The 17,318-nt window shown below is 68.8% G+C and carries 20 protein-coding genes; 13 read left to right on the forward strand and 7 right to left on the reverse strand.

What is annotated here, in order from left to right:
• A complete protein-coding gene (locus HWV07_RS17395) occupies positions 1-1,824 on the reverse strand; it encodes an SLC13 family permease (RefSeq protein WP_178336092.1) in 1,824 nt (607 codons plus the stop codon).
• Positions 1,825-2,128: 304 nt separating this feature from the next.
• Here HWV07_RS17395 and HWV07_RS17400 point away from each other — a divergent pair, with 304 nt between their 5' ends.
• The 7 genes from HWV07_RS17400 (at position 2,129) to carB (ending at position 8,506) form a co-directional block, all read left to right on the forward strand.
• A complete protein-coding gene (locus HWV07_RS17400; RefSeq protein WP_178335539.1) occupies positions 2,129-2,545 on the forward strand; it encodes a DUF7124 domain-containing protein in 417 nt (138 codons plus the stop codon).
• Between the two features lie 4 nt (positions 2,546-2,549).
• Positions 2,550-2,753: a hypothetical protein gene (locus HWV07_RS17405; protein ID WP_178335540.1), complete on the forward strand. Its 204-nt coding sequence runs from the start codon at positions 2,550-2,552 to the stop codon at positions 2,751-2,753.
• Positions 2,754-2,777: 24 nt separating this feature from the next.
• On the forward strand, positions 2,778-3,641 hold the full coding sequence (locus HWV07_RS17410; protein ID WP_178335541.1) for a DUF7847 domain-containing protein: 864 nt from the start codon (positions 2,778-2,780) through the stop codon (positions 3,639-3,641).
• Between the two features lie 48 nt (positions 3,642-3,689).
• Positions 3,690-3,998, forward strand: coding sequence for a hypothetical protein (locus HWV07_RS17415; RefSeq protein WP_211694167.1), 309 nt, complete (start codon positions 3,690-3,692; stop codon positions 3,996-3,998).
• A gap of 81 nt (positions 3,999-4,079) precedes the next feature.
• Positions 4,080-4,610 (forward strand): DUF5815 family protein, encoded by a 531-nt coding sequence (locus HWV07_RS17420; protein ID WP_178335542.1) that lies wholly within the window; start codon positions 4,080-4,082, stop codon positions 4,608-4,610.
• A 139-nt stretch (positions 4,611-4,749) separates the two neighbouring features.
• The gene (locus tag HWV07_RS17425) at positions 4,750-4,977 is read left to right on the forward strand and encodes a hypothetical protein (RefSeq protein ID WP_178335543.1); all 228 of its coding nucleotides are present in this window, start codon (positions 4,750-4,752) and stop codon (positions 4,975-4,977) included.
• A 286-nt stretch (positions 4,978-5,263) separates the two neighbouring features.
• Positions 5,264-8,506 carry a carbamoyl-phosphate synthase large subunit gene (carB, locus tag HWV07_RS17430; RefSeq protein ID WP_178335544.1) on the forward strand — a complete coding sequence of 1,081 codons (3,243 nt, stop codon included), beginning with the start codon at positions 5,264-5,266 and terminating at the stop codon, positions 8,504-8,506.
• 110 nt (positions 8,507-8,616) lie between these two features.
• Here the strand turns inward: carB and HWV07_RS17435 are convergent, their stop codons facing one another.
• A complete protein-coding gene (locus HWV07_RS17435; protein ID WP_178335545.1) occupies positions 8,617-8,961 on the reverse strand; it encodes a hypothetical protein in 345 nt (114 codons plus the stop codon).
• A 181-nt stretch (positions 8,962-9,142) separates the two neighbouring features.
• Between HWV07_RS17435 and HWV07_RS17440 the strand changes: the two genes are divergently transcribed.
• The 6 genes from HWV07_RS17440 to HWV07_RS17465 all read left to right on the forward strand — a co-directional run bounded on the left by HWV07_RS17440 (position 9,143) and on the right by HWV07_RS17465 (position 12,822).
• Positions 9,143-9,580 (forward strand): hypothetical protein, encoded by a 438-nt coding sequence (locus HWV07_RS17440; protein WP_178335546.1) that lies wholly within the window; start codon positions 9,143-9,145, stop codon positions 9,578-9,580.
• Positions 9,581-9,652: 72 nt separating this feature from the next.
• A complete protein-coding gene (locus HWV07_RS17445; protein WP_178335547.1) occupies positions 9,653-10,210 on the forward strand; it encodes an HD domain-containing protein in 558 nt (185 codons plus the stop codon).
• Positions 10,211-10,256: 46 nt separating this feature from the next.
• Entirely contained in the window at positions 10,257-10,625 is a 369-nt protein-coding gene (locus tag HWV07_RS17450; protein WP_178335548.1) for a hypothetical protein, read from the forward strand.
• Between the two features lie 73 nt (positions 10,626-10,698).
• A complete protein-coding gene (locus tag HWV07_RS17455; RefSeq protein ID WP_178335549.1) occupies positions 10,699-10,929 on the forward strand; it encodes an AbrB/MazE/SpoVT family DNA-binding domain-containing protein in 231 nt (76 codons plus the stop codon).
• On the forward strand, positions 10,930-11,304 hold the full coding sequence (locus tag HWV07_RS17460) for a PIN domain-containing protein (protein ID WP_178335550.1): 375 nt from the start codon (positions 10,930-10,932) through the stop codon (positions 11,302-11,304).
• Positions 11,305-11,346: 42 nt separating this feature from the next.
• On the forward strand, positions 11,347-12,822 hold the full coding sequence (locus tag HWV07_RS17465; RefSeq protein WP_178335551.1) for a replication factor C large subunit: 1,476 nt from the start codon (positions 11,347-11,349) through the stop codon (positions 12,820-12,822).
• Between the two features lie 27 nt (positions 12,823-12,849).
• On the opposite strand, the gene HWV07_RS17470 is transcribed toward HWV07_RS17465, so the two are convergent.
• From HWV07_RS17470 to HWV07_RS17490, 5 genes are all read right to left on the reverse strand, one after another.
• Positions 12,850-13,872: an amino acid ABC transporter permease gene (locus HWV07_RS17470; protein WP_178335552.1), complete on the reverse strand. Its 1,023-nt coding sequence runs from the start codon at positions 13,870-13,872 to the stop codon at positions 12,850-12,852.
• Positions 13,869-14,603, reverse strand: a complete 735-nt coding sequence (locus HWV07_RS17475) for an amino acid ABC transporter ATP-binding protein (protein ID WP_178335553.1) — start codon at positions 14,601-14,603, stop codon at positions 13,869-13,871. Before HWV07_RS17475 ends, HWV07_RS17470 begins: the two co-directional genes overlap by 4 nt.
• Positions 14,600-15,325: an amino acid ABC transporter permease gene (locus tag HWV07_RS17480; RefSeq protein WP_178335554.1), complete on the reverse strand. Its 726-nt coding sequence runs from the start codon at positions 15,323-15,325 to the stop codon at positions 14,600-14,602. The genes HWV07_RS17475 and HWV07_RS17480 overlap by 4 nt, the downstream gene beginning before the upstream one ends.
• 9 nt (positions 15,326-15,334) lie before the next feature.
• Positions 15,335-16,177 carry a basic amino acid ABC transporter substrate-binding protein gene (locus HWV07_RS17485; protein ID WP_178335555.1) on the reverse strand — a complete coding sequence of 281 codons (843 nt, stop codon included), beginning with the start codon at positions 16,175-16,177 and terminating at the stop codon, positions 15,335-15,337.
• Positions 16,178-16,348: 171 nt separating this feature from the next.
• A complete protein-coding gene (locus HWV07_RS17490) occupies positions 16,349-17,287 on the reverse strand; it encodes an ABC transporter substrate-binding protein (RefSeq protein ID WP_178335556.1) in 939 nt (312 codons plus the stop codon).
• Between the last annotated feature and the right edge of the window lie 31 nt (positions 17,288-17,318).

Raw genomic sequence — 17,318 nt, forward strand, 5'->3', positions numbered from 1 at the left:
TCAGACGCCGTAGAGCCAGACGATGCCGAGCGTCGTCACCACGGTGAGGATGAGCTGCAGCGGCGCGCCGATGCGGGTGAAGTCGGTGAACCTGTAGCCGCCGGGGCCGTACACCATGAGGTTCGTCTGGTAGCCGATAGGGGTGAGCATGGCCGTCGAGGCGGCGAACGTCACCGCGAGGACGAAGGCGAACGGGTCGGCGCCGAGCTGCTGGCCGGCGTCGTAGGCGACCGGGATCATCAGCACGACGCTGGCGTTGTTGCTGACGACGTTCGTGATCAGCGACGTGAACAGGTAGAAGATGCCGACCATCGCGACGACGCCGACGCCGGCGCTGTTCGCGACGACGACGTCGGCCAGCCAGGCGGCCGCGCCGGTGTTCTCCATCGCGACGCCGAGCGGGATGAGCCCCGCCAGCAGGAAGATGACGTTCCAGTCGATGGCGTCGTAGACCTCGTTCGGGCGGACGCAGCCGGTCGCGACCATCGCGATGATGCCCGCCAGCGCCGAGACCATGATGGGGAGGACGCCGAGCGCGGCGACGGCGACGACGGCCGCGACGATGCCGACGGCGACGGGGATGCGTTCCGAGCGGAAGTCCGGGCGGGTCAGCTCCTGGGCGACGACGAAGTTCCGGTTCGTCTGGAACCGCCGGACGGTCTCCTCGTTGGCCTGGATGAGCAGCGTGTCGCCGGCCCGGAGGCGGCGCTCGTCCATCCGCTGGTGGATGATGTCGCCGCCGCGGCGGATCGCCAGGACGGAGGCGTCGTAGCGCTGCCGGAAGTTCAGCGTCTCCAGGGTCTCCCCCAGCAGGTTCGTATCGGGGGTGAGGACGATCTCGACGAGCCGCTGGTCGTCGTCGGTCTCCTCCAGCTCCTCGACGGCCTCCTCGTCGGCCTCCAGCAGTTCGTCGGTCACCTCGGCGTCGGGGGCGAACGTCAGCCCCTCCGCGTCCATCAGCCCGACGAGGCTCTCGCGGTCGACCCGGAGGACGAGGATGTCGTCGGCGCGGACCTCCTTGCGCGCCAGCGGCTCGTTGAACGCCTGCCCGTTCCGGATGAGCTGGACGATGTCCGCGTCGACGTCGATGTCCGAGAGGGCGCCCTCGACGGAGCGGCCGATCATCGGCGAGTCCGCCGAGACGACGACCTCGGTCAGGTACTGCGTCATCTCGAACTCGTCGGTGAGCTCCATCCGCGCCTTCACGCGCTCGGGGAGCAGCCGCGGCGCCGCGACGAGCAGGTACGCCGTCCCGACGACGAGCAGGAGCGCGCCGAGGGCCGTGAACTCGAACATCGCGAACGGCTCCGTGGCCTCGCCGCCGACCCGGTCGTAGACGTCGGAGGCGAGGATGTTCGAGGAGGTGCCGATGAGCGTCAGCATCCCGCCCAGCATCGAGACGTACGACACCGGGATGAGCAGCCGCGACGGCGAGATGCCGGTCCGCTTGGAGAGCTCCGTCACCATCGGAATCATCACCGCCACGACCGGCGTGTTGTTGATGAAGCCGGCCGTCCCGCCGGAGAGCCCGAGCACGGCGACCAGCTGTCCGGTCGGGCTGTCGCCGAACCGGTCGGCGATCCGCCTGCCGATGATGTTGACCACGCCCGTCCGGCGGATTCCCTCCGAGAGGACGAACATCGCGAGGACGGTGATGGTGGCCGGGTTCGCGAACCCGGAGACCCCGGCCTCGGGCGAGACGCCCGTCATCGGTTCGAGGACGATGAGCGCGACCATCACGCCGATGGCCGTGATGTCGATCGGCACCGGCTCCGTCACGAAGAACAGCAGGGCCACGAGGATGATGGCGAAGACGACGAGCATGTCCGCCGACACCCCCGTCCCGGCCAGCTGCGCGAGCACACCCGTCGTACTCCCATTCGTCGCCTAAAGCTTACGAACGACCTTTTTGCACGCGAACGAGGGTCGCGCCTCCGGCGCGACACCGGTTCGCGGCAAAAACGTCGATGAAAAATAGCGCGTGCTCCCTCCGCTTCGCTCCGGTTCGCGCGCGCTACCGGCGGCTCCCTACGGTCGCCGCCGGCGAACCTCGCTCGCTCCGCTCGCTCGGATGCTCGTTTCGCCCCGTTTCCAAAGGGTTTTCTCGCGGCGGAACGGCCACTCTCGTATGGATGGCGGCGGCTCTACGGACATGACCCTCGCGTTCGAGCTGGAGGCGCTGAAGCGACTGGCCAGGCCGGAGGAGGTGTTCTCCGACGCCCGCACCTGGAGCGAGTACGTCGGGGTGGTCTCCGACAAGCCGACCTACGTCGTGACGAACCTCACCCGGAAGAACCGCATCAGACAGGACTTCTTCTCCGGCCCGCGCGGCCGCGAGGAGAGCCTCGAGAACGTCAAGAAGCAGTTCGACACCGAGCGGCACGTCTTCGTCGGCGTCGACGACGAGGACGCCGCCCTCGCCGAGTCGGTCGACTGGGAGTACCTCCCCGTCGAGCAGGCCGCCGAGGCCGCTGACTGGAAGCTCGGCGACCCCGAGGAGGGCCGCGCCGCCGACACCGAAGAGGAGCGCGACGACTGGCCGTAGCCGGATGTCCGACGCGGCGACCCACCCGCTGGTTCTCGCGGCGATCCGCGTCCTCGCAGTCGTCTTCGCTGCTCTCGTCGTCGCGGTCGGGTTCTTCGACAGGTCGCTCGCCTACGCGCTCGCGGTCGGGCTGATACTCGGCGTCGGGTACGCCGTCGTGGAGTACGTTCGCGGGCGGCTCGGCGACGGACGGACCGGCCACGCTTAAGGGGCCGGCGGTCGGCCTCCCGGTATGAGTCTGGACATCGGCGAGGCGTTCCAGGAGGGTATCTCCCGGACGTTCGCCAGGAACGGACTGTTGCTCGCCGCCGCGTTCGCGGCCGTCGCCCTGGTGACAGCGGTCCTCACGCAGACGATGATGGTGGGGTTCCTGGAGGCGATGCTCGAGACGTTCCAGGGGTTCTCCCCGGAGGAACTCGGCACGAGCCAGGCGGAGTACGAACAGATGATCGCTGACCTCGAGACCCAACTGGAGACGATCCGCGACACCACACCGTTCGCGCTGGGGCTGCCCCCGGGCGTCGCCGCCGCCGGGTTGCTGGCCACCGCGTTGATCGCCGAGGCGGTCTCCATCGTCGCGGTCCGCGTGTTCGCGGCCGCCGACGCCGACGCCGTCTCCCGCGGCGACGTCACGAACAACCTGGTGCTGGCGACGCTGAACGGCTTCGTCGGCGGCATCGTCGTCTGGGGACTCATCTTCGTCGGCCTGGTGCTGCTCATACTCCCAGGTCTCTTCGCTGCGATCGTCCTCTTCTTCTTCCGGCAGGAGGTCGCGCTGAAGGACAAGAACTTCGTGCAGGCGATGGCCGACTCCTGGCGGTTCACCAAGGGCCACCGCATCGAGGTGTTCGCCCTCGGCGCCGTCGTCGTCATCGTCTCCCAGATTAACCTCGCGGCCGGGAGCGCCGTCGGCTTCCTCTCGACGGCGGGCGGTGAGATCGTGACCGCGCTCCTCGGGGGACTGCTCGCGGCCTTCGGCGCCGCCGTCGCCACGCGCGCGTACGTCCAACTCGACCGGGACCCCGACCCGGTCGACGAAGGCGGCGCGGACGACCCCTACAACGCCGCGCTCGGCCCCGACGACATCCCCGAGTAGCCGGCCGCGGCATAGCGTTTTCCCGCTGGAGTCCCTATCCTCGACGTGATGTCCGACACCGAGATCGACGTCGAGGTCGAAGTAGAGGTCGAGGTCGACGAGAACGAACTCGAGATCGAGGTCGGCGAGACCGAGGAGGCCGAGGCGGAACTCGAGACCGACGGCCTCGAGATCGAGGTGGAGGTCGAGATCGAACGAGAGGGCGAGGACGAGGAGGAGGACGAGCACGAGAGCGGTAATGACGAAGCCGAGGGCGACGAGGGGTCCGACGAACCCGAGGACGACACCGCCGAGAGCGCCGACGACGATGAGGACCCGTTCGACACGCCCGACGAGGGTGAGTCCCTGCCGGAGTAGCGAAGTGGCGTCGGGGGGCGGCTCCCCGCCCCGTCGTCGCGGAACGCTGTTTTTAACCCGTCGCGTCGCCGAGAGGTGGTGATGGCAGACCCTCGCGTCCCCGGCGGCGACCGCGGGCAGCTCGAACTCCCCTGCGGCGAGACGGTCCACGCCCACCAGCTGGACATGGGGATGCGCGAGTTCGGCTGCGACTGCGGGGACGTCCACGCGGTCGTCGTCGACGTCCACCCGGTCTCGCGGTTCGTCCCCGAGTCGATCGGCGACGTGCTCCGGGAGACCATCGAGACCGACGACGAGTTCCCCGAGTTCGGCATCGCCCACGTCATGGGCGTCGTCATGGAGGAGTTCCCCGACGAGGTCGCCGTCGCCGACGTCTCCGAGGACGGCTCGGTCGGCTACGCGCTCGTGTGGGTGACGGACTTCGACTCCCGGCGGCTCCACGAGATCGTCGTCGAGCTGCTCGTCGAGCTGATGGAGCACGCGGTCAGCCACGCCGACGAGGAGACGGCCTCGGAGTTCGAGACCCAGATGCTGGATTTCGACGTCGAGGCGTTCGTCGACGAGTACCGCGACCAGGGGGACTTCGACTCCGAGATCGACACGCCGGTGTGAGACGCCGTCACACGACTCGGCGCTTGTTGTCGGACACTTGTATTTGGTAAGAACCGCACGCAGTCGGGCGATTCTCGAGAGAGCCCGTCGGACAGCCGTCTGACGGGGTGTTATGGGAACGGAACACATACCGTGTGACATGGCGATTCGCGGGGGCGAGTTCGAACGAATCCGGTCGGTGCTCTCCGAGGCCGACCCGGAGGAACCGCTGACGGCCCGCGAGATCCTCGACCTGCTGGAGGAGCATGGCGAGGAGTTCGAGAGCGCCCACCAGGTCGCGACCGTCCTGGGACGGCGCGCGCGGTCGGGGGAGATCGAGGTCATCGAGGACCAGCCCTACCGCTACCGCGTCGGCGGCGAGCGCTGACCTGGAGTCGTCCCAGAGGCGGTCTTCGTTCTGCAGCCACTACCGTATCGAGAGCCCGGAGCCCCGGGCGCGCTCGATGTCGACGGATTCAGGTTCCCCCGTCGCCTCGCTACGAACAACGTAGCCGTAGTGCGGTTCTCACGGGTGTCCGAACGGCTTCTCTCCGGAGATCCGGCCGCTCGCCGACCCTGACGGCGATCGAGCGCCGGTACGAATTTCGAACTGTCGCTACGAAATCCGTACTCTATCGCCGGGCTTATTACGATGTACGAACTTCGGTCGAGTAATGCCAGACGACGAGGACCGTACGATCCTGCTCATCGGGAGCGGGCCGATCCAGATCGGACAGGCCGCCGAGTTCGACTACTCCGGCGCTCAGGCGTGTCGGGCGTTACAGGAGGAGGGAGCACGAGTCGTCCTCGTCAACTCCAACCCGGCGACCATCATGACCGACCACGAGATGGCCGACAAGGTCTACGTCGAGCCCATCACGACCGAGGCCATCGCCGAGGTCATCCGGGAGGAACAGCCCGACGGCGTCATCGCCGGCCTCGGCGGCCAGACGGGGCTGAACGTCACCGCCGAACTCGCCGAGGAGGGCGTCCTCGACGAATACGACGTCGAGATCATGGGGACGCCGCTCGACACCATCTACGCGACCGAGGACCGCGAACTGTTCCGCGAGCGGATGCGCGACATCGGCGAACCGGTCTGCCGCTCCGAGACCATCGAGTCGATGGACGAACTCGAGGACGCCGTCGAATCCGTCGGCGGGCTGCCGGTCATCGCCCGCACCGCCTACACGCTCGGTGGTTCCGGCTCCGGCGTCGTCGACGACATGGACGAGCTCCGCGAGATCGTCCGCAAGGGCTTCCAGCTCTCCCGGAACCACGAGGTCCAGATCACCGAGTCCATCGCCGGCTGGGTCGAACTCGAGTACGAGGTGATGCGGGACGCCGACGACTCCTGTATCATCATCTGCAACATGGAGAACATCGACCCGATGGGCATCCACACCGGCGAGTCCACCGTCGTGACGCCCTCGCAGGTCATCCCCGACGAGGCCCACCAGGAGATGCGGGACTCCGCGCTGAAGGTCATCCGCGAACTGGGCATCCAGGGCGGCTGTAACATCCAGCACGCCTGGCGGGACGACGGCACGCCGTCGGGCGAGTACCGCGTCGTCGAGGTGAACCCGCGCGTCTCCCGTTCGTCCGCGCTGGCCTCGAAGGCGACCGGCTACCCCATCGCCCGCGTCACCGCGAAGGTCGCGATGGGCAAGCGCCTCCACGAGATCGACAACGAGATCACCGGCGAGACGACCGCCGCCTTCGAGCCCGCCATCGACTACGTCGTCACCAAGGTCCCGCGGTGGCCCAAGGACAAGTTCTCCGACGTCGACTTCGAACTCGGCCCCGCGATGAAGTCCACCGGGGAGGCGATGTCCATCGGCCGGACCTTCGAGGAGTCGCTGCTGAAGGCCCTGCGGTCCTCCGAGTACGACCCGGCCGTCGACTGGTCCGAGGTCGACGACGACGAACTCGAGGCCGACTACCTCGAGACCCCGACGCCGGACCGCCCGTACGCGATGTTCGAGGCCTTCGAGCGCGGCTACACCGTCGACGAGATCGTCGACCTGACGGGCATCTACGAGTGGTACGTCGAGCGGTTCAAGCGCGTCGCCGACGCCGCCGACGCCGCCCAGGACGGCGACTTCCAGACAGCCGCCGACGCCGGGTTCACGAACCAGGAGGTCACCGCCATCGCCGGCGGCGAGTTCGGGGACACCCACGCCTCCTGGATCCCCTCCGACGTCCAGGACGCAGAAGAGGTCGACGACGAGGGTCGCCCCGTCGAGACCGACGGCGCGGGCGTCACCATCGACGACGTCGAGGGAGAGACCTCCCGCCGCACCTACAAGCAGGTCGACACCTGCGCCGGCGAGTTCCGCGCCTCCACGCCGTACTACTACTCCGCCCGCGAGCCGCCGACGGGCCAGGGTGCCAGCGAGGTGCAGGTCGACCGCGACGTCGAGAGCGTCGTGGTGGTCGGCGGCGGCCCCATCCGCATCGGCCAGGGCGTCGAGTTCGACTACTGTGCGGTCCACGCCGTCCGCGCGCTCCGCGAGCAGGGTATCGACGCCCACGTGGTCAACAACAACCCCGAGACGGTCTCGACGGACTACGACACCTCCGACGGGCTGTTCTTCGAGCCCATCACCGCCGAGGAGGTCGCCGACATCGTCGAGGAGACCAACGCCGACGGCGTGATGGTCCAGTTCGGCGGCCAGACCTCCGTCAACGTCGGCGAGCCCCTCGAGAAGGAGCTGGCCCGCCGCGACCTCGACTGCGAGATCATGGGCACCTCCGTCGAGGCGATGGACCTCGCGGAGGACCGCGACCGGTTCAACGCCCTGATGGACGAGCTGGGCATCAGCCAGCCCGAGGGCGGCACCGCGACCAGTGAGGCGGAGGCCCTCGAGTTGGCCCACGACATCGGCTACCCGGTGCTCGTGCGCCCCTCCTACGTCCTCGGCGGCCGCGCGATGGACGTCGTCTACTCCGACGAGGAACTGCAGGAGTACATCGAGGAGGCCGTCCGCGTCGCCCCCGACAAGCCCATCCTCGTCGACGAGTTCCTCGCCGACGCGGTGGAGCTCGACGTCGACGCCGTGGCCGACGGCGACGACGTCCTCATCGGCGGCATCATGGAGCACGTCGAGGCCGCCGGGGTCCACTCCGGCGACTCCGCCTGCATGATTCCGCCGCGCTCGCTGTCCCAGGAGACCCTGGAGCGCGTCCGCGAGGTCACCCTCGAGATCGCCCGCGCGCTCGACACCGTCGGGCTGCTGAACGTCCAGCTGGCCGTCCGCGACGGCGAGGTGTACGTCCTGGAGGCCAACCCGCGCTCGTCCCGTACCGTCCCGTTCGTCTCGAAGGCGACGGGCGTCCCCATCGCGAAGCTGGCGGCGAAGGTCATGGCCGGCAAGTCGCTCGAGGAACTGCAGTCCCACGAGCAGGTCCCCGAGCACGTCTCGGTCAAGGAGGTCGTCCTGCCGTTCGACCGCCTGCCGGGTTCGGACCCTCGCCTGGGGCCGGAGATGAAGTCCACCGGTGAGGTCATGGGCACCGCCCGCTCCTTCGGGAAGGCCTACCTCAAGGCGCAGCCGGCGACGGGCAAGGCCATCCCGACCGACGGCACCGCCATCGTCGACCTCGAGACGCTCCGCGGCATGTCCCAGAAGAACGAGGACATCACGGACGTCCGCGAGGGCGCCGAGCGCACCTTCGACGTCCGCGAGAAGGACGAGTTCGACGACGTCTTCCAGGCGCTCCGCGACGGCGAGGTCGACGTCATCTTCTCGCGCGACCGCGACGTCCTCGAGGTCGCCGTCGAGGAGGACATCACCTACTTCTCGACGGTCCCGAGCGCCCGCGCGGCCCTGGAGGCCATCGAGACGAAGGACGAGCCCCTCGACGTGATGGCCCTCTCGGAGCGGCCGACCGAGCGCCGCAACTGGGGCGAATAGGGTCGACTCGGTAGCACTGCGTTCGGTCTATTTCTTCGACGGTCGATCCCCCGTGGAGCCGTGCGGTCGGTAGAAAGGTCGATCGGGAATCGGGGAGCGGCGCGGGTCCGTCAGTCCAGCAGCGGCGCGACGCGGTCGTCGCCCTCGAGGTGCGCGCTGACCTCGCCGGCGTCGACCGTCAGCGAGTACTCCGGTCGGCCCTTGCCGACGGGCGAGCGGTCGTCCGGCCGGCTCTCGTCGACGATCTCCGTCTCCGTGAGGCCGTTGAGAGCCCGCATCACGTCGGCCTCAGAGAGGTGGCCCATCTCCTCGGCGGCCTCCCGGTCGAGGCGCTCCGAGGCCGCCTCCCTGATCTCGGCGGTGTTCAGCGGGGCGGTGCCGGACTCCTCGGCGTCGGCCAGACAACAGAGGACGATGCGCTGGGCCAGCGACGTCTCGTCGAGGTTGGCGCTCATAGAGTAGTATTCGGCCACCGAGAAGTTTAGTGTTCCCCTGTCTCGTATGTGTATTATCCGCACGGCCGGACGCCGCACCCAACGTCGGGGGCCCGTGTCCGGGACCGCGTAGAACGGGTTTTTCGACCCGGATAATCGAGCGAACGATTAACTTGGCTGCGCTCGACCCCGCGACCGAACCATGTCGGAGGACCCATTCGCGGAGAGCGCCGTCACGCCGGAGCGGATCGGGCTGGCCGCGTTCGCGACGACGGTCCCGGCGTTCGCGTATCTCGGCCACACCCTCTTCGATGACGTGCTGTTCGGTGGCCTCGTGGGTATCGCCCTCGGGTCCGGGACGCTGCTGTACCTCCCGTACATCCTGCGTCGGTCGGTCGTCGAGCAGGGGGACGCGTGGGCCGAGGCGATGGGCGATGGATACGTCCCGAGGGCCGCCGCCGGGATGGCGCTGACCGTCGGGGGCTTCGTCGCCCTCACCGGTCGGTTCGTCGTCGAGGCGGAGCTCCTCCGACCGCTGCTCGTGGGCGCCGTCGTCGCCGTCCTGGTCTACCTCCCGATCAGCTACGCGCTGCCGCCGCTGTCGGCCTTCGACGAGGTCGACCCCCGGTTCGGGGACTGAGACGGGGCAGAGCATTCCGCGCACCCGTCGCGTTTCCACAGGGTTTAGCCCTCCGGCCGCAAGGCCCAGGATATGGACATCGAGGAGGTCTTCCCGGAGATCGAGACCATCGCGGACGACTCGCTGCGGACCGGCGTCTCGACGGCGTGGACGACCGCTGCTGGCATCAACGGCCTGGAGGTCGAGGAGCTCCCCGAGGTGCCGTGGCTGCCGGCGACCCAGCGCGAACTCGACATCGAGGCCGAGGAGGCGCTGCTCGTCGACCACGTCCGCGACGTGGCCTCGTGTGCGGTCGGGCTCGCGGAGTCGCTGCTCTCGCGGGACGACGACCTCGAGGTCGACCTCGACACCGTCATCGCGGGCGCGCTGGTCCACGATGTCTCGAAGCTCTACGAGTTCGACGGCATGGAGCGCACCGAGGTCGGCGAACTGCTCGGCCACCCCTACTACGGCGTCGCCGTCGTCTCCCGGGCGAACCTCCCCGTCGAGATCGCCCACGTCGTCCTCTCTCACTCCTCGCGGACGACCGTCGAGCCGGCGACGCTGGAGGCCGAGATCGTCCGCCGGGCCGACGAGGTCGCGGCGGCGAAGCTCCGGGCCGGCGCCGTGGACGACCTGCGCGAGGCCTGAACCCGCCGAGCGCAAGGGCTAACCGTCCTGCCGACGAGCGTCGGCCATGAGCGAGGAGGCGGAACTCACCGAGGAGGAGCGCCAGCGGAAACACCTCCGGCTGGTCGGCTACGGCATCGCTGTCTCCGGCCTGCTGACGCTGTTGGTCGCTTCCGTCAGCACCCGACCGTACGGTATCCTCGTGTGGGGCCTCGGCGGGCTCGCCGTCGCAGCGCTCGTCCTCGAGGCGACGCAGGGCGGGGCCCGCGGGCTCTCTCTGGGCCTGCTGACCGGCTCCTTCGGCGTCTGGATCTGGCCGCACCTCGACGGCGGCAGCTACTACATGCTCGGCGTCCTGCTGGTCGCCGTCGGGGCGCTCAACGCGGCGCTGACGCCGCACTTCCGGCGGTTCGGCGAGCGGCTGGCCGAGAGATAGGGCGGCGATTTCTGCGTGGGAAAGATATCGGATACGGGGAAAATATTTCTACATTCCCACCGTAGGAACGCTCATGACCGACGCGAAGCTGGACGACCGGGGTCGTCTCACCCTGCCGAAGGAGCTCCGGGAACGGCACGGCGACCGCTATCACATCGTCGAGCTGCACGACGGGATCAAGCTCGTCCCGGTGGCCGAGGACCCGCTGGAGGCCCTCCGGGAGACGTTCGCGGACGTCCAGAAGACCCCCGAGGAACTCCGGGATGGCGCACGCGAGGCCGCGCTCGACGAGGCGGGTCGGTGAATGTACGCGGAGACGGACTTCCTCCTCGCGCTCGTCAAGGACGACGACTGGCTCGGTGACGCCGCCGAGGCGGTCTACCGCGAGCACGCCGACGACCTCTGGACGTCCCGATTCACGCTCGTCGAACTGCTGATGGTCGCATACCGGGAGGACCTCGACGCCGAACGGATGGTCGTGAACGCGGCGAGCCTGCTGGACGTGCGCGGTGACGCGGACTCGGTCGTCGCCGCGGCGACGTACGTCGCCGACCACGGGTTCACGCCCTTCGACGCGCTCCACCTGGTCGAGTCCGACGGCGACACCATCGTCTCGAGCGACGGGACCTACGAATCGTTCGCCCCCCGGCTGGACCTGCGCGATGTCGACGCCGAGTGAGCGTCCGCAACCTCTAAACGCGCCTCGGACCTTCCCCCGGTAATGGCCGACTGGACGGAGAAATATCGCCCGTCGACCCTCTCTGAGGTCCGCGGGAACAACAAGGCCCGCGACGCCCTGAAGGAGTGGGCCGACACGTGGGAGGAACACGGCGAGGCCGTCATCGTCTACGGCTCGCCGGGGGTCGGGAAGACGTCGGCGGCCCACGCGCTGGCCAACGACATGGGGTGGCCGATCCTGGAGCTGAACGCCTCCGACGCGCGCACGAAAGACGAGATCGAGCGATTCGCCGGCCGGGCGGCCGCGAACACGACGCTCGGCGGCGACCGCCAGCTCATCATCCTCGACGAGGCCGACAACCTCCACCAGCACAAAGACCGCGGCGGCGCCGCTGCGATGACGCGGCTCGTCGAGAACGCGACCCAGCCGATCGTCCTCATCGCCAACGACTACTACGAGATGTCCTCCGGACTGCGGAGCGCCTGCCGGGACATCGAGTTCAACGACATCCAGCAGCGCTCCATCGTCCCGGTCCTGCGGGACGTCTGCCGCCAGGAGGGCGTCGAGTTCGACGAGGACGTCCTCCAGCGCATCGCCGAGCAGAACCGCGGGGACCTCCGCGGCGCCATCAAGGACCTGCAGTCCCGCGAGCGCGACGGCGAGATCCGCGCGGAGGGCAGCGAGGGCTCCCGGGACAAGACCGAGGGCATCTTCTCGTTCCTCGACGCCGTCCTGAAGGAGGAGTCAGCCGAGGAGGCGCTGCAGACCGCCTACGCCGTCGACGAGACGCCCGACGACCTGCTGCAGTGGATCGAGGACAAAGTCCCGAAGGTCTACGAGGGCGACGAGCTGGCCGACGCCTACGAGTACCTCGCGAACGCCGACGTTTGGCTGGGCCGGGTGCGAGCGACCCAGAACTACAGCTACTGGCGCTACGCGACCGACAACGTCGCCGCTGGCGTCGCGGCCGTCCGCCAGCGGGACCGCGGCGGCTGGACGCGCTACGGCGGCGCGCCCTACCGCTCCTCGCGGAACGCGACGCGGGACTACATCGCCACGCAGATCGCCGAGAAGGCGGGCGTCTCGACGGCGACGGCCCGGCGGGAGATCATGCCCTACCTCGCGGCGATGACCCACCACTGCCGGAACCGCGAGCTGACGATCCGGATGGTCGCCCGCTACGAGCTCGAGGCCGAGCACGTCTCCTTCATCACGGGGTCGGGGAAGACGACGAACAAGGTCCAAGGCATCGTCGAGGAGGCCGAGGAGCGGAGGGAACAGGCCGCCGTCGACCACTCGGGGGGCGCGTTCGCGGCGGTGGAGGCTGAAGCGGCCGATGGAGAGGGTGACGGCGACGACTCCGAGGACGGCGCCGGCACGCTCTCGGACTTCGGCGCGTCGGGCGGCGAGAGCGGCGAGAGAACGGCGGACGACGACTCCGACGATCGGTCGACCGAGGAACGCGCCGAGGAGGCCGACTCCGACGACGGCCAGGCCGGCCTCTCCGACTTCACGTAATCGGGTACCGCGGACGCCCCCGGTGTCTCAGTCCCGGCCCGAGCTGCTCCCGACGCCCGGGATCGCGAGGGACGATTCGAGTTTCCCCATCGCCAGCGCCGTCGTCAGCACGAGCGCGAGGTAGAACACCGCCACGACGACGTAGATGTCCGTGTACCGGAACGTGTCGGAGCCGACGTCGCGGGCGCGCCGGAACAGCTCGGGGACCGTGATGAACGCCGCCAGCGAGGAGTACTTGATGAGGTAGATGAACTCGTTAGTCCAGCCGGGGATGGCGAAGCGGAGCCCCTGCGGCAGCACGACGTGGCGGATGCCCTGCAGCTTCGTGAGCCCGACCGAGCGGGCCGCCGTCAGCTGGCCGGGGTCGACCGACTGCAGCGCAGCGCGGATGTACTCCGCCTGGTACGCCGAGGAGTTGATGGTGAAGCCCACGACGGCGACGAAGATTGCGGCCTGCGGGACCGCGCCTTCGCCGACGAACCCGAAGTCGTTGAAGATGCTGCCGAGCGGCAGCCCGAAGTACAGGAAGAACAGCTGGGCGAGCAGGGGGGTCCCGCGGATGAGCTCGGTGTACGCCAGCGAGACGCCGCGGACCAGTGGCCCGCCGTAGACCCGCGCGACCGACAGCGGGACGGCGATGACGAGGCCGAACAGCATCGACAGCAGCGTCAGGTAGACGGTGATGAACGCGCCCGCGGCGAGTTGCGGGCCGGTCGTCGTCGCGAACCCGGCGAGGTCGAACAGCCAGGCGAGCCACTCGACCGGGAGGCCGACCGGTCCGAGGGCGTCGGCGACGCCGCCGAGCGTCGCAGCGACGGACTCGAACGGACCCGCCGGGATCCACGGTTCGCGGAACCGGACGCCCCGCTCGGACTGAACGAGGTCCGGGAAGCCGACGGCGGTGAAGAGCCGGTCGACCAGCGTGTTGTGGTAGGCCCACCGGAGGAGCAGCCACGTCCAGAAGACGACGCCGACGGCGCCGACGACGAGCCGTCGCCTGCCGGGCAGGTCGCCGACGGCGCTGCCGCGCGTCTCCTCGGCGGTCGTCATCGGTTCAGGTCGGTGAGTTCACCGAGGAACGCCCGTGTGCGGTCGTGCTCGGGGTTCTCGAAGAGCTGTTCGGGCGGGCCGCGTTCGACGACGCGACCGGCGTCGAGGAACGTGATCGTCGAGGCCGCCGACCGCGCGAAGCCCATCTCGTGGGTGACACAGAGCATCGTCATCCCCTCCGCGGCCAGGTCGCGCATCACCTCGAGGACCTCGCCGATGAGCTCTGGGTCGAGCGCGCTGGTCGGCTCGTCGAAGAGGATGAGCTCTGGGTCCATCGCGAGCGCGCGGGCGATGCCGACGCGCTGCTTCTGGCCGCCGGAGAGCTCGGCGGGGTAGGAGTCCGCCTGGTCGGCGAGCCCGACGCGAGCGAGGTAGTCGTCGGCCTTCGCCCGGGCTTCCTCCGTCGAGAGGCCGAGGACCTCGGTCAGTCCGAGCGTGACGTTCCCGCGGGCGGTGCGGTGGGCGAAGAGGTTGAAGTCCTGGAACACCATCCCGACGCGGCGCCGGAGGTCGTTCTCGTCGATGCCGTGGATCTCCTCGCCGTCGAGGTATATCGCGCCGTCGTCGATCTCCGTGAGGCGGTTGACGCAGCGCAGCAGCGTCGACTTGCCCGACCCCGACGGGCCGACGACCACTTCGACGTCCTGTCGCTGCATCTCGAAGCTGACGTCGCGCAGTACCTCCTCGTCGCCGTAGGACTTGTCGACGTTCTCGACGTTGAGTAGCGTCATTCGGTTCCTCCTGGGACGGCATAGACGTCCTCGAGGTGGTCGAGCGCGCGGTTCGTCGCGAAGGTGAGCACGAAGTAGATCGCGCTGATCGCGAGGATGACCTCCACGGCCGCAGTGTCGCGGCCGGGCTGGAGGTAGAGGTTCTCGGCGCGGGTGAGCAGCTCCGCCAGTCCGATGGCGAAGGCGACGCTCGTGTCCTTGAGGACGATGGTGAACTCGTTCTGGAAGCCCGGCACGGAGCGCCGGATCGCCTGCGGGAAGACGATGTGGCGGATGGCCTGCAGCTTGCTCAGCCCGACCGAGCGGGCGGCCTCCATCTGGCCCTCGCCGATGGACTGGATGGCGCCGCGGAACACCTGCGCCTGGTAGGCGCCGCTGCGCAACCCGAGCGCCAGCGTCGCCGAGACGAACACCCCCAGCTGGAAGAGCTCCTGGTCGAGCACCTCGACCGTCCACAGCCGCGGGATCGGGAGCCCGAAGTGGAACAGGAAGATCAGGACCACGATCGGCGTTCCGCGCAGGAGCACGCCGACGGTGCTGACGAGGTCGCGCAGCCAGCCCGAGCCGTACACCTCGATCGCGCCGGCCGGGAAGCCGGCGAGGAAGCCGAGGGTGAGGCTCGAGAGCGTCAGCAGGATGGTGACGACCGTCCCGAACAGCAGGTACTCGGCGTTGTCGAAGATGAACTGCCAGTCGGCCGACTGCAGCGGGACGGGATCCATCGGCTCGCGTTACTCGTCGGACTGGTCGAAGTACTTCGAGACGAGCTCCTCGTAGGTGCCGTCCTCCTGGACCTCGGCGAGCGCGTCGTTGACGTCCTGGATTCGGTCGTCGTCCTGCCGCATGCCCAGGCCGTACTCCTCGCCGGTCTCGATGGTGAAGGCGACCTCGACGTCCCGGCTGTCAGAGAAGTTGTTGGCGACCGGGATGTCGATGACGATGGCGTCGACGTTCCCGTTCTCGAGGTCCTGGACCGCGAGCGTGTAGTTGTCGTACTGGCGGTAGTCGCCCTCGTCGACGACGCCCTCCTCGATGAGGCGATCGACCTCGTCCTCGCCGGTGGTGCTCGACTGGGCGCCGACGACACGGCCCTCGAGGTCGGACTCCGCCTCGGGCTGGAAGTCGCCGCCCGACGGGACCAGCACGGCCTGGTTGGCCTCGTAGTAGGGGTCGGTGAAGGCGATCTGCTGGGCGCGCTCCTCGTTGATCGTCATCGCGGCTGCGACGAGGTCGAGCTCCTCGTTGAGCAGCGACGGTGTGAGGGACTCGAACTCGATGTCGACCCAGTCGCCGACCTCGTAGCCGGCGCGAGTGATGACCTCCTCGGCGAGCTCGATGTCGAATCCGACCAGTTCGCCGTTCTCGGTGTACTCGAACGGGGGGAAGCCGGACGCGGTCCCCGGGACGATGACCTCGGTGCCGTCGCCGTCCCCGTTGCCGCTCTCGTTCCCGTTCCCGTTCCCGGTACCGTCCCCGTCGCCGTTGCCGCCGAGACAGCCGGCGACACCCGTAACCCCTGCGGCGCCGACCGTCGCGAGGTAGGCGCGACGGTTCATGTCGGATTCACTCGTCATAGGGATGTGGTTGTCAGAGACCTGTTTTAACGTTTCGAACGTCGGCCGAGGGAACCACTCGAAATCCGGCCGTTCGGTGGACGGACGGCCACGGGACTCGCGAGCAGGAGCACGGATGGGAGCCGAGGGTCGCGGAGGGCCCGGGATTCCCCCGGAACCGGCCGGTCCGACCTACTCGTTGATCTCGGTGGATTGGTTGTTCCCGTTAGTTTCGTTGTTCTCGGTGGTTTGGTTGCTCCCGTTAGTTTCGTTGTTCTGGCCTGTTTCGCCGTTCTCGCCGAGGTACTCGGCGACGAGCTCCTCGAAGGTGCCGTCGTCCATCATCTCCGAGAGGGCCGCGTCGACGTCCTCGAGGCGGTCGTCGTCGGTACGCATCGCCAGCGCGTATTCCTCGCCGGTCTCGATGATGAACGCGACCTCGAGGTCGACCCCGTCGGTCACGGCCTCGCCGACGGTGAGGTCGGCGACGACGGCGTCGAGGGTCTCGTCGGAGAGGGCCTCGACGGCGTTCGTGAAGTCGACGAACGGCCGGTAGTCGTCCTCGGTGAGGACCTCCTCCTCGATGAGGCGCTCGACCTCGGCCTCGCTCGTCGTGGCGGCCTGTGCGCCGACGAACAGCCCCTCGAGGTCGGACTCGTCTGCGGGTTGCTCCCCGCTCGAACGGACCAGGACCGCCTGGTCGGTCTCGTAGTACGGCGCCGAGAAGGCGACCTCCTCCTCGCGGCCGAGGCTGGTCGACATCGCGGCGGCGACCAGGTCGAACTGGTCGGCGTTCAGCTCCTGGACGAGCGCCTCGAAGCGGATGTCTGCCCAAGTGCCGATCTCGTAGCCGGCGCGCTCGACGACCGTCTCCGCGAGGTCGACGTCGACGCCGACGAGCGCGCCCTCCTCGAGCGTCGCGAACGGGGGGAAATCCCCGGCGGTCGCGAGGCGGATGACGTCCTCGCCGCTCGGCCCGCCGTCGTCGGGGGTCCCGGTCCCGTCGTCGGTCCCCGTGTCGTCGTCGTTCCCGTTCCCCCCGTCGCCCGGGCAGCCGGCGAGTCCCGCGACCCCCGCCGCGCCGACCGTCGCGAGATAGGTGCGACGGTCGACGTCGAAGTCTCTGGCCATGGACAATCAGTTGGGTGACATCCGATTTAAC

The organism is Natronomonas salina (genome assembly GCF_013391105.1).
Lineage (GTDB): Archaea > Halobacteriota > Halobacteria > Halobacteriales > Haloarculaceae > Natronomonas > Natronomonas salina.